General features: G+C 48.2%; 14 protein-coding genes and 1 riboswitch. Of the genes, 10 read left to right on the top strand and 4 right to left on the bottom strand.

Features of this window, described 5'->3' with window-relative positions; all coding sequences use genetic code 11:
* Window positions 1-17 precede the first annotated feature (17 nt).
* Both FGI41_RS10280 and FGI41_RS10275 read left to right on the top strand, forming a co-directional pair.
* Window positions 18-1118, top strand: a complete 1101-nt coding sequence (locus FGI41_RS10280; RefSeq protein WP_139490034.1) for an alpha-xenorhabdolysin family binary toxin subunit A — start codon at window positions 18-20, stop codon at window positions 1116-1118.
* A gap of 99 nt (window positions 1119-1217) precedes the next feature.
* Entirely contained in the window at window positions 1218-2129 is a 912-nt protein-coding gene (locus FGI41_RS10275) for a hypothetical protein (protein ID WP_139490033.1), read from the top strand.
* Window positions 2130-2235: 106 nt separating this feature from the next.
* On the opposite strand, the gene FGI41_RS10270 is transcribed toward FGI41_RS10275, so the two are convergent.
* The 3 genes from FGI41_RS10270 to FGI41_RS10260 all read right to left on the bottom strand — a co-directional run bounded on the left by FGI41_RS10270 (window position 2236) and on the right by FGI41_RS10260 (window position 6143).
* Window positions 2236-2490: an AbrB/MazE/SpoVT family DNA-binding domain-containing protein gene (locus tag FGI41_RS10270; protein WP_139490032.1), complete on the bottom strand. Its 255-nt coding sequence runs from the start codon at window positions 2488-2490 to the stop codon at window positions 2236-2238.
* Between the two features lie 192 nt (window positions 2491-2682).
* A complete protein-coding gene (locus tag FGI41_RS10265) occupies window positions 2683-5304 on the bottom strand; it encodes a PAS domain S-box protein (protein WP_176560207.1) in 2622 nt (873 codons plus the stop codon).
* A gap of 173 nt (window positions 5305-5477) precedes the next feature.
* Window positions 5478-6143 carry a Crp/Fnr family transcriptional regulator gene (locus FGI41_RS10260; protein ID WP_139490030.1) on the bottom strand — a complete coding sequence of 222 codons (666 nt, stop codon included), beginning with the start codon at window positions 6141-6143 and terminating at the stop codon, window positions 5478-5480.
* Between the two features lie 179 nt (window positions 6144-6322).
* On the opposite strand from FGI41_RS10260, the gene FGI41_RS10255 reads away from it, so the two are divergent.
* The 5 genes from FGI41_RS10255 to FGI41_RS10240 all read left to right on the top strand — a co-directional run bounded on the left by FGI41_RS10255 (window position 6323) and on the right by FGI41_RS10240 (window position 9247).
* Window positions 6323-7411: a WG repeat-containing protein gene (locus FGI41_RS10255; RefSeq protein ID WP_139490029.1), complete on the top strand. Its 1089-nt coding sequence runs from the start codon at window positions 6323-6325 to the stop codon at window positions 7409-7411.
* A 159-nt stretch (window positions 7412-7570) separates the two neighbouring features.
* Window positions 7571-8236, top strand: coding sequence for a helix-turn-helix domain-containing protein (locus FGI41_RS10250; protein ID WP_139490028.1), 666 nt, complete (start codon window positions 7571-7573; stop codon window positions 8234-8236).
* A gap of 5 nt (window positions 8237-8241) precedes the next feature.
* Entirely contained in the window at window positions 8242-8634 is a 393-nt protein-coding gene (locus FGI41_RS10245; RefSeq protein WP_139490027.1) for a toxin-antitoxin system TumE family protein, read from the top strand.
* A gap of 92 nt (window positions 8635-8726) precedes the next feature.
* Entirely contained in the window at window positions 8727-8888 is a 162-nt protein-coding gene (locus FGI41_RS24880; protein ID WP_176560206.1) for a hypothetical protein, read from the top strand.
* A 95-nt stretch (window positions 8889-8983) separates the two neighbouring features.
* Window positions 8984-9247 carry a hypothetical protein gene (locus tag FGI41_RS10240; RefSeq protein ID WP_139490026.1) on the top strand — a complete coding sequence of 88 codons (264 nt, stop codon included), beginning with the start codon at window positions 8984-8986 and terminating at the stop codon, window positions 9245-9247.
* Between the two features lie 85 nt (window positions 9248-9332).
* Here the strand turns inward: FGI41_RS10240 and FGI41_RS10235 are convergent, their stop codons facing one another.
* Window positions 9333-10532: an ornithine--oxo-acid transaminase gene (locus tag FGI41_RS10235; protein ID WP_139490025.1), complete on the bottom strand. Its 1200-nt coding sequence runs from the start codon at window positions 10530-10532 to the stop codon at window positions 9333-9335.
* A 261-nt stretch (window positions 10533-10793) separates the two neighbouring features.
* Between FGI41_RS10235 and FGI41_RS10230 the strand changes: the two genes are divergently transcribed.
* The 3 genes from FGI41_RS10230 to FGI41_RS10220 all read left to right on the top strand — a co-directional run bounded on the left by FGI41_RS10230 (window position 10794) and on the right by FGI41_RS10220 (window position 14048).
* Complete coding sequence (locus FGI41_RS10230) at window positions 10794-11282, top strand: cysteine hydrolase family protein (RefSeq protein ID WP_139490024.1); 489 nt, start codon at window positions 10794-10796, stop codon at window positions 11280-11282.
* A 505-nt stretch (window positions 11283-11787) separates the two neighbouring features.
* Window positions 11788-11969: riboswitch (Lysine riboswitch) on the top strand.
* 130 nt (window positions 11970-12099) lie between these two features.
* Entirely contained in the window at window positions 12100-12810 is a 711-nt protein-coding gene (gene dapD / locus FGI41_RS10225) for a 2,3,4,5-tetrahydropyridine-2,6-dicarboxylate N-acetyltransferase (RefSeq protein ID WP_139490023.1), read from the top strand.
* Between the two features lie 53 nt (window positions 12811-12863).
* Window positions 12864-14048 (top strand): aspartate aminotransferase family protein, encoded by a 1185-nt coding sequence (locus FGI41_RS10220; protein WP_139490193.1) that lies wholly within the window; start codon window positions 12864-12866, stop codon window positions 14046-14048.

The following is a 14048-nucleotide window of genomic DNA, read 5'->3' as shown; positions in this document are numbered from 1 at the left end:
ACAGGAAGTGTTATATCATGAATCCATCCGTATCTGCAAAAATCCAAAGCTTGTTAAATGCTGAGGCAAAAGCCGACTTTGGTCCAGGTGAGTTAGTTGATAGCAGTACGCAAAAAATCATTCTGAAGGCAGCTGACTGGGTAACGCTGCAACGATACACGGGTAATGGAATTGAATTGCCGACCAATGAAGCGCAAATACGTGAAAAGCTGGTGCTGGATCAATCCATTCCATTCCCGCCTGCTTTTGCCGAGATCTATCCAGTGTATTCTTCTATTCAAAATCACACCTATAACTGGCAAAAAAACACGTACCCGAAGATGCTGAATGTCGCCACCTCCATCAAAACCTACTCCATCGAAGCCCCTGAGTACTATGAAGCGATGGCACCATTGATTGATGAGATCAGAAAAGGGAATACCGATGCGATGGACGATTTCCGCTCAGGAGCCGCTGATTTGGCTAAACAGGCGCAAGGATACGCGGACGAAGCCAAGGAGCTATACACCGAGGTTCATCAATTTTATGTCGACACACAGGGAGATTCCACCAAGTTGACTACATTGAAAAAGCAGCTGGATGATGCATACGGTGCCAATAGCCAAGAAGTAACAAACGTGCAAAACGAGATTGACAGTCTCAACGACCAACTGAAAAAGCTGGAAAAAGCTTATTCTGAATATGAGACCATTACGAAATTGCTTTATCTGTTCGGCCCGTTGTTTGGTTTTATTTCCAACAAAGTGGCAGATGCCATCAAAGGAACTGCGTTGGAAAAACAAATTGAAGGGGTTAAACAGCAAATCCAACAAGACGAGGATACCCTCAAACGAGACAAAAGCTTTAGCGGTCTCTTGCAAGCGGCTGATCAGTACAGCGACCAATTGAGCCAAGAAATGGCCGCAGCGATCCCTGTCATCCAAAAAATTCAAGGCCTGTGGGATGGTTTAAGCAAGGACCTTGCCCAAATCGCGAACTACGATAATACCACCCTGCAACAAAACGTAGATAGTGCTTTTCTTGATAAAGTACATCTGAACACGGCTGCTGACATGTGGAAGAGCATTACCGACCAAATCACGATGTTCCGTATCGATGCGGATGTATCCGTGATCTAAGAAGCAGCGTCTGCGATCTGCTCACGTACAGAGGTACAGCTCAGACCCCCCTGTCTTACGGCAGGGGGGTCTCCATTCCACAAAAGGCAGGAGATCATCATGGCAGAATACTCTTTTTTTCCATCTGAATTAGGGGGGAAGAACAGCCCCTTTGTATTATCCACCCAAGAATGGACTGTTTTTTACGAATACGTGCAAATCTTTATCTCATCACCGTCCAGCTTAGATGAACTACAACAACAAATTACAAATAAGTTTGGTCCATTCGCGGGAACCGTCTGGTACACCTTTGTTCATATGGGTACGTTTTCAGGTGATGTTCAAGCATGTGTTTCTTATTTGGCGAAGTATAAAAATGATTGTCAAGTCTGGCGGGACAGTAACCATGATAATATCATTTTGCTGGGTCAAAGCATTGCCGATTATGCCAAGGTAATCGATCAGCAATATCGAAACGATATCAATGAAATCATCAAAGAAGCTCGCCAAGGAAAGATTTCTCCCGAAACGAAAGAAAAATTTATTCAGATATGTAATAGCTTAAAAGCCCAATCTGAGAGCTATTACGCTCAGGTTCAGCCTGTTATTTCATCCTTGCATGACTTTTATGTCGATCTGCAAAGCTCTCATGATACATTAACCAACCTGTATAACACATTAGAGCAGGACTTCGCTGAATATACGCTCGTGGCAGGGATGTTCGCCTTAGGTCCACTCGCCATCTATCTGGCACAATACATGGCACAACTCTTTCAACTATCCGATATCCCGCCTTTTATCGACACGATCCAGAGCACGTTACTTCCGATCGTGCAAAAGGTACATGGTATTTGGGATGGCATATCAGGGGACTTAGGTGCCATCACTGATCAGATGGAGAAGCTTACTGACGAGGACCTGTCTCCTTTTATTCTCCGGATTAGGCTGGACAGTGCGTTAGATGACTGGGCGGCCGTCAGTGATGAGGCTCAACAATTTGTGGAGAGCTATAAAAAAATTCATGGAAACTAATTAAAAAAAGAAAGGCAAGACGCTCCTCCTCATCTCTCTTCTCAAGAAGTCGAGATGATTGGACAGCAGTCTTGCCTTTCTTTTTTGGGTGCAGTGATTGTTCTTCCTAGAGTACTTTTACCTGTTGGCTTGCATCTTCGAGGCAGGTTGAGCATACAAGTTTGCCTTTGAAGTGAGTCACGTTGTCTGCTTGTTGGCAGAATACGCAGGATGGCTGATATTTTTTGAGGATGATTTTTTCACCGTCAACATAAATCTCGATTGGATCTTTGATATCAATATTAAAGGTTCTTCTGAGTTCGATTGGAAGGACGACACGACCCAGCTCATCTACTTTTCTTACGATTCCGGTTGCTTTCATAGGTTTCTAATCTCCTTTTTAATCTGAGTTGTATTTGTAAGCAATCAGATTTGTGTATTGATAAACAATAGGCTTGTTACAACAATAGTTACCCGAATTGTAACATGGTTAAACACGTATTTGCATATTGCATATTAATTTCTTAGAAAACGAGAAAAAGGAACTACGAGAATGTAGTTCCTTTGTCTAGGATTATCTGTTAATCCAAACAGCATCAGTAAGCGGCAGACAGATCTCTACTGTGGTACCAACGCCCTCTGTACTGGTGATGTGCAGGGCGCCGTGATGATCCTTGATGATTTTCTTGCTGATCATCAGTCCGAGACCTGTGCCTTTTTCCTTGGTGGTGTAGAACGGCTGTCCCAATTTGACCAGCAGCGATTCAGGGATTCCGCAGCCTTGGTCGATGATGCGGAGCATGACGTGGTTGTTCTCTGTCTTTTCGGTCTGGATGATCAGTTGACCGCCCTCTGTCATCGCTTCCATTGCATTTTTGATGAGGTTGATCAGCACCTGTTTGATCTGATTGGCTTCACAGGTAATCATGTAATGCGGGGAATCCATGATGGTGGAGATCTGGATGTTATTCATGATCGCCTGTGTGTCGACGAGCATGATCACATTGTGGATGAGCTGGCCCAGATCGTTGTCTCTGAAGTTGGAGGCCTGTGGTTTGGCGAGCACAAGAAGTTCACTCACAATAAAATTAATCCGATCAAGCTCAGACAGCATGATGGAGAAATAAAAGTCATTTTCGGTATACATCGATTTGAGCAGTTGAATAAATCCACGGATGGAGGTCAGAGGATTGCGGATTTCATGGGCGATGCCGGCAGCCAGTTCGCCGATCACATAGAGCTTGTCGGAGTTGCGCAAGACCTCTTCCGTCTTTTGCCGTTCGGTGATATCACGGGCGACGACGACCAGATTCTCCACCTTGCCGAGTTTGTTGGTGATCGGCATGATGCGGGACTCGATAACTACTTCTGTGCCATTTTTATGGGGCGCACGGTATTGCACTTCAAACGGCTTTTTGGTGATGAGCGACTCCTGCCACTTTTCCAAGACGGATGGCTGGTCATCGGGGCATATGCTGTCAAAGGCACGTTTGCCCTCATACCCTTTCACCGGATAACCAAAAATCATCTCAAAGGAAGGGGAGGCATACAGCACCCGCGTATCGGCATCGAGCAGGAAGATCATGTCCGAGGTGTTTTCGGCAATCAGACGGTATTTGGCCTCACTTTCGCGCAGGTCGCGCTCGGCTTTTTTCCGTTCGGTGATATCGCGCAGGATGTTGGCGAAGGCGATTACATTGCCGTCGGCGTCCTTGATCGGGGAATAAGTGATGCTAACCTCAATTAAGGTACCGTCCTTCTTTTGCCGGATCGTCTCGTAGCCTCTGACGCTCAGGCCCTCGCGTGCGATGTTTTGCAGGTAATTGACTTCCTGCATATAGCTATCGTCGGGGATGGTGCGGACTTTGCGGCCGATGATATCCTGATCCGTCCAACCGAAGATTTCCTCAGAAGCTTTGTTGACCCGAACCAGATTGCCCTCCAGATCGAATACCCCGATCGCATCTGCCGTATGGTTGATAAATGATTCGAGGTACGCATTATTCATACGGATCTGCTCTTCGTGCCGTTTTCTCTCGGTGATGTCACGGGAAATCGCGGCTAGAGCGATTACCTTCCCCTCCATGTCACGGATGGGGGAGACGGTCAGGCTGATCATGCACAGACTGCCGTCTTTTCGGATGCGCTCGGTCTCGAAGTGGCTGACAGAATGGCCGTCTGCCACCTGTCTGCGCAAGTCATACAGCTCATCTCGCTTGTTCTCTGGTACCAACAACTCGGTACGCCGCCCCAGAATCTCATCGGAGCGGTAACCAAACATCCGTTCAAAGCTGTCGTTGACCCGCAACACATGGCCGGACAGATCTGTGACATGAATCGCTTCGGTTGTATGCTGGATAAAAGACTCCAGCAGCTCGTTGGTTTCGCGTAATTCTTCCTCTTTGAGCTTTAACTCACTGATATCGACGAGCGAGCAGAGGACCTCGATCACTTTGCCTTCCCAAAAGACTGGCTGCAGGGAGGCTGTGTAAGGAAACCCGGCGAGCACTCCTTCATAATTGACGACCTCACCAGACCAGGCCCGTTGATAAAAACCGCGTTTATATTCCACCAGACTCTCTGGCAAAAGCTCTTCCATCGCAATTCCTAGAACTTGCCGTTTGGGGTCGATGCCAATCTTTTGGAACAGTTGGCCTTCTGCAAAGGTATAGATAAAACGGTCATTCACTTTTTTGAACTTGACCGTCATGCCTTGCTGTTCTTTTAAGGTGTTTTTTAACTCCTCATTGGCACGCAGCAATTGCTGCTCACGCTTGGTCTGGTTCTCTCTGCATTTGGTCATGTCGATCGCCGTTCCGGCAAAACCGACGATTACACCCTCGACGATGAGCGGGGTATGCGTTACGCACAGATCCAGGACGTTTCCGCTTCTGTGCTGGATTTGTATGAAATGGGGCTGATCATTGCTGTATTTCTGCATGCGCAGAAAACCGCGCATCCGCTTTGTTTTCTCTTTATCTGCGATTAAGTCTAGGAATGGTTGACCGAGCAGTTCGTCCCGCGAATAGCCGGTTAACTCGGCACAGGCAGGGTTGACCCGGGTGAACCTTCCTTCCGTATCTAACGAATAGACGGCATGAGGATTGGCAGCGAACAACGCGGCTAAAAACGCGTTCTCTTCGGTTGTTGTCTGCGCTGTATCGCTATGCGTATGATGAGATCTTGTCTGCGCCATGTTGATCACCTGCTTTATCAGTGCTGTGTTTATACATATTTCTACATAAATAGTGAAAATCCTAGTCTTCCCATAAGTTACATGTTTGATCTTAAACATAAAAAAACTGCTTCCGGTCGGGAACCGAAGCAGGCACGTCATTAAACCATATGCTTATGTAGATGATGATTCTTTTACTTATTTAATAAGGCGGCCGTATTTAGATAATAAAAATTATGGCGGCGAATTAATACTTGGCGGTGCAACAATTCCCGGATGACTTCTTCTGCCATGTCTTGGGGGATTCCAGCCAAGCTGGCGATTTCGGCGGGGGTGACGGGGACATTCAGCTTGACCGTGCCCTCTTCGCGTTGTCCGTGTTCGTTGGCAAGCGTAATCAGGGTCTTGATCGTCTGTGTCCGTGCATCCAAAAAGACGAGGTCCATCACCTGCTCATTGGTGCGGCGAAGCCGTTTGACCAGCAGCTCAATTAATTTTTGCGAGAGAGAAAAATTCTTTTTCAAGAGTCTGAAAAATGTCTCGCGGGTAATAATGATGAATACCGAGTCCTCCATGGTGGTGGCACTGGCTGAACGGGGCTCTCCGTCAATCAGGGCAAATTCTCCAAAGCTTTGCCCGGAGCGGAAGATGGCAATGATTTTCTCCTGTCCGTCTTTGGTGATATTGAACACCTTGACAGAACCGCTGATCACCACATAGAAGGTATCGCCGGAGTCACCTTGCTTAAACAGCTCCGTCCCTGCAGGATAGCTGCGCTGGATAGCGATATCGGCTATATTGGTGAGTTCGGAGTCATTCAAGTTTTCAAAAAGCGATGTGTTCTTCAACAGTTCTTTCACATGTGTTCATCTCCGTCAGTCGAAAATAGGAATCATATCCTATTATATCATAAACAGGATGTGTGAAGGTCATCCTATAAAAAAGACCGAGCACATTGAAGCATTTGGCCAAAAGTCACGTCTTATGAAATAAGAATAAGGTAAACGTCGCGAAATAAGGAAAAGGGGGCGGGCTTTTCATGAACAAAGCATCCATCAGCACATTATTCCTCGCAGTCACATTGTCACTCCCATTTACAGTCTCTCTGACGGAGCTTCCCAGCCAACAGACAGCAGCGCATGCCAAGCAAGAGGAGCAGGCAGAGCTTAAGTTGTATGCCATCCAGGAAAAAGACAAGCACGGCTTTATCGATCAGAATGGCACTGTCGTCATCCCGCCTTCCTACGATGTCGTGGGGGAATTCCATAATGGCCTGGCCATGTTTGGGCAAGGCGGCAAATACGGTTTCCTGAATGAAAAAGGCGAAGTGGTCATTCCGGCGGTATACGAGGACGCCGATCATTTTTCCGTGGAGGGACTGGCCGCTGTCAAACAGGGCGAGACCTTCGGATTCATCAATAAACAAAACCAGATGGTGATTCCCGCGACCTTTGAGCATGCCAGAAGCTTCGTCGAGGGCCGGGCCGCGGTGAAGAAGGACGGCAAATACGGCTTCATCGACGCAAGCGGACAGATGGTGATTCCACCTGCGTATGAGACGGTCTGGGGCTTTCACGAGGGTCTGTGTGTGGTCTATCAGAGTGGCAAGGCCGGCTTTATCGACAAACAGGGGGCTACTGTGATTCCGTTTAAATACGACATCGCTAACCCGTTCCGCGATGGATTGGCTGTTGTATTTGAAAACGAACAGCAAGGCTTTGGGATGATCAATACCAGTGGTCAATATGTGATCGGACCAAAAGTCTGGGAACCGGGTGCTTTTTCGGAAGGCTTGGCAGATGTGTACGTAGAAGTGGATGGCAGCTACAAAGCCACCTACATCAATAAAGACGGCTCCTTTGTCATTCCGCCGAAGTACGAACGCGCCCTGCCATTCTCCGAAGGTCTGGCCGCCGTGAAGGTAGACGGCAAATACGGCTACATCGACAAGACTGGAAAAATGGTGATTCAGCCGCAGTTTGCCAGCGGTGGCGTATTTGAGCGTGGCCTGGCCTATGAAGTGATCCGTGAAGAGGACGGGGGTTATTCGTTCTGTTATATCAACAAGCAGGGCGAGATTGTCTGGAAGAGCACGAAGATGAAAGAGTTTCCCGGTGATGTGGAATAAAGGCGGAGAGTGAAGGGGGGATGAGCCGGAAGGGCTGTCCCTTTTTTGTGTTTATGTATTTTATTTTGGTTTAAGTTTAGATTATGTTCGGTTTGAGAAAATAACTTGTATCAGGTATTATCAATTTATAGAATCAAAATCGTAGGGGGTTGTGATTGTATGAATACCATCCATCGAGTTACAGTCACTGAAAGCGATCAGGCGAAAGCAATGGAACAGTTGTTAGCAGAGGAAGTGAACAGCCAGATCTTGTATGACTTTTTTTCTAGACTGTTGTCCCGAATTGACTCTGAGCAAAAATTCCTGCCAAAAGCCCAAGAAATCCTGAGGTTTGGGGCGGGGAATCCTCGGCTGGCATTGGAATACTTGTTCATCACCCTGCAGCAGGAGACACATGCGGTTCCACAAGGGTTCAGTCACAGTGTTCGCACTTATACAACAGGTGAACTCGCTCAATTTTTCGGAGTATCCATCACGACGATACACAAATGGCTGAAGAATGATCGGATTCAATATGAAAAACCGGTAGACAAAGCCAAGCATCAACACACCCGTATACCAGAACAAGCGATCTGGATTTCCCCCACTGGAGAGCGGTTTACCATTCGGAGGATTGCCGAGATGTACGTGGAGGAACAGCAAAAAGGCCAAGAAACACAGTCCTTGTCCATTGAAAACGAAATTGAGAACCTTAAAATCAAATTTCAGGCAGACTCCTATGAAGTACTGGCCACGAGACCTAATCTGACAAGCGAAGAGCGCCACGGGCTATTGGCGTGGAAGTATCTGATGGGGAGGTTACAGGATCGATCAATGAAGGAGTGAGTGAATTGTCTAGGAATGGTTCGAACTTCCGTCTTATAAAAGAAGTATTTCGTGACCTGATTCTTGAGACGGAAGATGTTTTGGAGCAATCTGGATTTGTCCAAAAGGTTTTTATTTTTTCTGATTTCTCCAGACTTTATGTGACAGAAGAATGGAGAAGCAGGGAGGGGCGTCTCTTATTCTGGTATGACTGGGAAGACCGTAATAAGCAGGTCATCTATAAGTTTCACAGTGAATCACATGACCTGCCCCACCTTCAGACAGATACGGAGCCGTTTCACATTCATACACCGGATGGAATTCGCCTTCCCAACTATGCTTTCCGTGATCTATTCAGTGTCTTAAACTTCATTCAGCTGGTTCTTCGTCAACAGGAGCGGGATAAGATGCTGAAATGATGCTGACACATTTATTACAATTTTGTGAATATTACACCCCTTCTGTCATACATATAAAACATAAGACCCAAATAAGGGAAGGGGTAGGGATTATGCTTGTCATGTCAGTGCTTGCGTCACTTGTTTTTCTGGTCTTTTCGGGTGGGATAGCCTATGCGGTCTACCGCGGGATTGAGGCAGATACTCTGGATCACGATAAAAAGTATGTCTGGGTAGATGCTGATCTGAGTTTTCTGAATGATAAGAAAAAATAACGGACAGGGGCACTCTAACCAGTGCTTTTTTCTTTTGTCAGGTCTCTGTAGTATAATAGTGGGACTGATTTGACAAAGGAGAGAACATACGGAAGATGCGAAGACCATTTTTGATCGGGTTTGTGGTGTTGATCCTCTGGGTGATTTGGGTCATCTATGGGGCAACCAACTACGTAGGAGACAGGTTTATGTCATTGGTACTGCTCACAGCGGGCGGTTCGATGTCCTTAACCCTTTATTTTGCCATTACATATCTGCTGATCGGGAATCCTGCGAAGAAATGGATGGCCTGGGTAGGAATTGCGCTGACACCATTCGTGGTCGCGATTAGCTTGTTGATTCTCGGCTACTTTTATTAATACATAAGCGGATAAGAAAAACAGACCGTTCACACCCTGCGTGGCAGGAGATGTCGACGGTCTGTCTGTTTTTTAGACCAGACGTCTAGCTCGTATGAAGCACGGCCTTGATCCGTTCGATTGCCCAATCCAGTTCTTCTTGGGAGATGATGAGCGGTGGTGCAAAACGGATGGTGGTCTCATGGGTTTCTTTGCAGAGGAGTCCGACATCCTTGAGTTTTTCACAGTAGGGACGGGCTGGCCCATGCAGCTCTATGCCGATGAACAGGCCGCGGCCACGCAGTTCTTTGATATCCGGGTTGTTGATTTGTTTGAGCTGTTCCATAAAATATTGCCCAAGCTCATAGGAGCGTTTGACCAGCTGCTCTTCTTCGATGACATCCAAGGCAGCGATTGCTACTGCGGCTGCCAATGGATTGCCGCCGAATGTGGAACCGTGGGAGCCTGGTTCGAATACACCGAGTACATCACGGTTGGCTGCGACCGCAGAGACAGGGAGTACGCCGCCGCCGAGTGCTTTGCCCATGATATATACATCTGGTGTGACATCTTCCCAGTCGGAGGCGAATTTTTTACCTGTACGCCCAAACCCGGTCTGAATTTCATCTGCAACGAACAAGACATGGTTGTCCCGGCAGACTTGCAGTGCTTCACGGAGGAAGCCATCACGTGGGATGATGATCCCGGCTTCGCCTTGGATCGGTTCGACCATGAAAGCAGCCGTATTTTCCGTAATCGCCGCCTTCAGTGCGTCGATGTCACCATATGGGATGATCTTGAAGCCCGGAGTGAACGGTCCGAAGCCACGGCGGTAGGATTCGTCTGAGGAGAAGGACGTGATGGTGATCGTGCGGCCGTGAAAGTTGCCTTCGCAAACGATGATTTCAGCCTGATTGTTCTGTACCTTTTTCACGTGATATGCCCAGCGGCGAACTGCCTTGATGGCTGTCTCGACGGCTTCTGCACCGGAGTTCATCGGCAGGATCATTTCTTTGCCGGTAAAAGCAGCTAATTTTTCATAGAAAACGCCCAGCTTGTCATTATGAAACGCACGGGAGGTCAGGGTGACTTGATCTGCTTGGTCTTTGAGCGCTTGAATGATCTTCGGATGGCAGTGCCCTTGATTGAGGGCGGAATAAGCACTGAGCAAGTCCATATACTTGTTGCCTTCCGGGTCCTCCACCCATACCCCACGGGCTTTGGAGATCACGATTGGAAGTGGATGGTAGTTACTTGCCCCGTAGTTTTCAGTCTGACTGATGATAGAGTGAGTTTTTGTCGTCATACATACCCTCCCATTGCATTAGTTGATCGATCAATTGAAAACAGCAGCTTCCATACCATTTTCATTGTCACAAATTACCAACAATTCGTCAAATGATCTGGGTCATCCGATGGGAATAGGGTTTCTCCAATCCCCGTTGTTCCGTCAAAAGAACGTTGTAGATTGGTAAATAAAGCTATAAACTGTAGGATATAGGATTCGACCGAGCTTCCGGGAAAAGAAATGATTTGAATACGATGAATTCATCTAAGGTGGGAAATCATGAAAATTGGACTTTTAGTCATTGACATGCAACAGATCTTTTTAGACGGTCAAAAGGAAGCGCTCCATGTCGCAGAAGCGTGCGAATACATCAACTATGTGGCCGACCTGCTTCGGAGCAAGGATCATCTGGTCATACACATTCAAGACACCGAGGGAGCCGATGAAACGAACGCTGATTTACTCGCGTTTATTCCAGAAATCAAGGTAGCTCCACAAGATATCTGCATGACCAAAGAATACTCGAACGCATTCTGGAAGACGGAACTGGAACAAATCCTGACAAGCAATGGTGTTGGGTTGGTCATGATCGCCGGCTTTGCGGCAGAGCATTGTGTTCTGTTCACGTACAATGGTGCGATCGAGAGAGGCTTTACAACAGTCATTTTGCAGAATGGAATTCTAAGTACCAAAAGTGATGCGATCACCCAGACCTATCGTGATCGAAACCTGATTTCACATCCAGTGATTAAGTATCTCGTAACATAACCAGTGATACATCCTATACACTGTCCACCGTACAAGGTACGTTGTCCTCATCTAATATCAACATTACTCTAGGAAGTGAAATGAAAGCAGGGACAGCAGAAGGGGCCGGAAGAGAGAATAGAGGCGGTTCTAGAAGGTAGGCAAACACAAACGCTCGGCAAGAGGCGAGGCGGCTGACCACCTGCAAGCCTCTTGCAATCCCCAACCCCAGCTGTGGAACCAGCAAGGGCGTAACATACTTCCCTGAACCACCCAGGGGCAACCCCTTCGCTTGAACCAGCTTCCTCGAACCTTTTGCCCCGACCAAGCCCTTGCTGGTTCCACAGCGGCCAGTCTCAACTTCCTCGCAGGGTTTTGCACAAGGTGCGCAGATGGTCAGCCGCCACGCCTCTTCCACCAAAGCAGGCATACCTCCTCCCGATACCAGATTTTTCCCCTTTCAGATGGTCATTTCTGGCTTGTCACTTTCTCATCCATCTGCTAAAGTAAAGAGCAATTCCATAAGCTATGAAATAGAGGCGCGCAACGGATGAGTATCCCCCACCAACAGACAGATGGGAGAGGAGGGGAGAGAAAGGCCTATGCGCCGAAGTCGGCAGTAAGCTCCCATCGCTTAAGCCGGCTGGGGTGTACGTGAATAACGGGCATCCTGTCACGTAGAATAATACGTGGAGCGCTATTTTTGTAAATTACTTAGTAAAAAGTGACGTGCAATGAGTATGCGTATCCGACGTATTTAACTCATTGCATTTTTTTTGCTGGTCACGTAACGTTGTAGCTAGGTAAAATACCCCAATCAACAGGAGGAAAAAACAAAATGACTATGATGGATGCACACGAAATTATTAACTTTATCGCAAAAAGTGAAAAGAAAACCCCTGTGAAAGTACATATCAAAGGCCAACTCGAAGGCATCGACTTCGGTGCGAATACCAAAACCTTCATCACCGGCAATGTCGGCGTACTTTTCGGTGAGTGGAAAGAAATCGAGCCAGTGCTCGAAGCGAACAAAGCTCAAATCGAAGACTATGTGGTTGAGAGCGACCGCCGCAACTCTGCAATCCCACTTCTCGATACCAAAGGAATCCAAGCCCGCATCGAACCAGGCGTAACCATCCGTGACCAAGTTCACATCGGTAACAACGCTGTCATCATGATGGGTGCAGTGATCAACATCGGCGCTTCCATCGGCGAAGGCACCATGATCGACATGGGTGTTGTCATCGGCGGACGCGGTACCATCGGGAAAAACTGCCACATCGGTGCTGGCTCTGTCATCGCAGGTGTCATCGAGCCACCAAGCGCAACCCCTGTTATCATCGAAGACGACGTACTGATCGGTGCCAACGCAGTGGTACTCGAAGGTGTGCGCGTAGGGAAAGGTTCTGTAGTCGCTGCAGGTGCTGTCGTAACCAAAGACGTACCAGCTAACGTAGTAGTAGCAGGTACACCTGCCCGCATCATCAAAGAAATCGACGAAAAAACCAAATCCAAAACCGAAATCATGCAGGCACTTCGCGAGCTCTAAGTTAAAGGAGGCGACCTCCCTTGGAGGATTGGCGTTCATTAGATGAAAGATATATGATGTCCACATACAGCCGTTTGCCTATTGCCATCGCGAAGGGGGAGGGCAATTACCTCTACGATGTCGAGGGCAAATCGTATCTGGACCTGTTCACCGGGCTTGCGGTAAGCGTACTTGGACATTCCCACCCGGCGATTGTCCGCGCGTTGCATGAGCAGGGTGAGAAGTTTTTGCACATCTCCAACATCTTTCTCAACACGCCGGCCATTACGCTGGCGCAGCGTCTCGTTGAACAATCCCTCGGTACGGCAAGAGTCTTCTTCACCAACTCCGGAGCGGAGGCGACAGAGGCGGCAATCAAGCTGATCCACAAATGGACAGCACAGCATGGCGGGGGCCGCCGCGGCATCGTCGTACTGAAAAACAGCTTTCACGGACGTACCCTCGGTGCTCTGCGCCTGACCCGTCAAGCACATGTGTATCAAGACTTCCCACAGCCTGATTTCCCTGTCTACGAGATCGAAGTGGGCAACATTGATGAACTCCGCGCGGTATGTAAGGACAAGCAGCCTGCTGCCGTCCTGATGGAGCCTGTGCTTGGTTCCGGTGGTGTGATTCCGCTGGAGGAGTCTTATCTACAGGCCGTTGAGCAGATTGCCCGTGAACATGGCACGCTCGTGGTCATCGACGAGATTCAGACTGGGATGGGGCGTACCGGACGCTTTTTTGCCTATCAGCATGCAGGGATCACACCGGACTTGATCCTGTTTGCCAAAGGTGTCGGCGGGGGTCTGCCACTCGGCGGAATCATCGCCAATGAAAAGCTGATGAATCTGTTCAAACCAGGTGATCATGGCACAACCTTTGCTCCGGCACCACTCAGTGCGGCCCTCGGCAATGCGGTGCTTGATGTCGTGCTGGATGAGGCGTTCGTCCAACAGTCCCAAGACAATGCCAACTACCTCTGGACCCGTATCCAGACCTTGGTGGATCAGCACCCAGAGCTGTTCAGCGAGATACGCGGCAAAGGCATGATGCTCGGCATCCAGACCAAGCTCTCTCCAGAGCAGGCACGCCATCTTCAGCAAGACCTGCTGGATCAAGGCATCTTAGTCGACATCACGCAAAAAACAATCGTCCGTCTGCTACCGCCGCTCACCTTGACCCAAGCAGACATCGACCGCTTCCTTGAGGTGTTCGGACAATCCCTGTCCAAGCTGGTACAGGAAAAGGGGGCGTAA

The organism is Brevibacillus dissolubilis (genome assembly GCF_006170445.1).
In the GTDB taxonomy this organism is placed as follows: domain Bacteria; phylum Bacillota; class Bacilli; order Brevibacillales; family Brevibacillaceae; genus Brevibacillus_B; species Brevibacillus_B dissolubilis.
Note: the sequence above shows the minus strand (reverse complement) of the source record. Positions and strands in the feature narration are given on the sequence as shown.

Bases quoted from the DNA above. Each gene is read 5' to 3' on its own strand.
- FGI41_RS10280 (WP_139490034.1), top strand. From the start codon at position 18: ATGAATCCATCCGTATCTGCAAAAATCCAAAGCTTGTTAAATGCTGAG.
- FGI41_RS10240 (WP_139490026.1), top strand. From the start codon at position 8,984: ATGCGAAGACCATTTTTGATCGGGTTTGTGGTGTTGATCCTCTGGGTG.
- FGI41_RS10275 (WP_139490033.1), top strand. From the start codon at position 1,218: ATGGCAGAATACTCTTTTTTTCCATCTGAATTAGGGGGGAAGAACAGC.
- dapD (WP_139490023.1), top strand. From the start codon at position 12,100: ATGACTATGATGGATGCACACGAAATTATTAACTTTATCGCAAAAAGT.
- FGI41_RS10270 (WP_139490032.1), bottom strand. From the start codon at position 2,490: ATGAAAGCAACCGGAATCGTAAGAAAAGTAGATGAGCTGGGTCGTGTC.
- FGI41_RS10230 (WP_139490024.1), top strand. From the start codon at position 10,794: ATGAAAATTGGACTTTTAGTCATTGACATGCAACAGATCTTTTTAGAC.
- FGI41_RS10265 (WP_176560207.1), bottom strand. From the start codon at position 5,304: ATGGCGCAGACAAGATCTCATCATACGCATAGCGATACAGCGCAGACA.
- FGI41_RS24880 (WP_176560206.1), top strand. From the start codon at position 8,727: ATGCTTGTCATGTCAGTGCTTGCGTCACTTGTTTTTCTGGTCTTTTCG.
- FGI41_RS10220 (WP_139490193.1), top strand. From the start codon at position 12,864: ATGATGTCCACATACAGCCGTTTGCCTATTGCCATCGCGAAGGGGGAG.
- FGI41_RS10250 (WP_139490028.1), top strand. From the start codon at position 7,571: ATGAATACCATCCATCGAGTTACAGTCACTGAAAGCGATCAGGCGAAA.
- FGI41_RS10255 (WP_139490029.1), top strand. From the start codon at position 6,323: ATGAACAAAGCATCCATCAGCACATTATTCCTCGCAGTCACATTGTCA.
- FGI41_RS10235 (WP_139490025.1), bottom strand. From the start codon at position 10,532: ATGACGACAAAAACTCACTCTATCATCAGTCAGACTGAAAACTACGGG.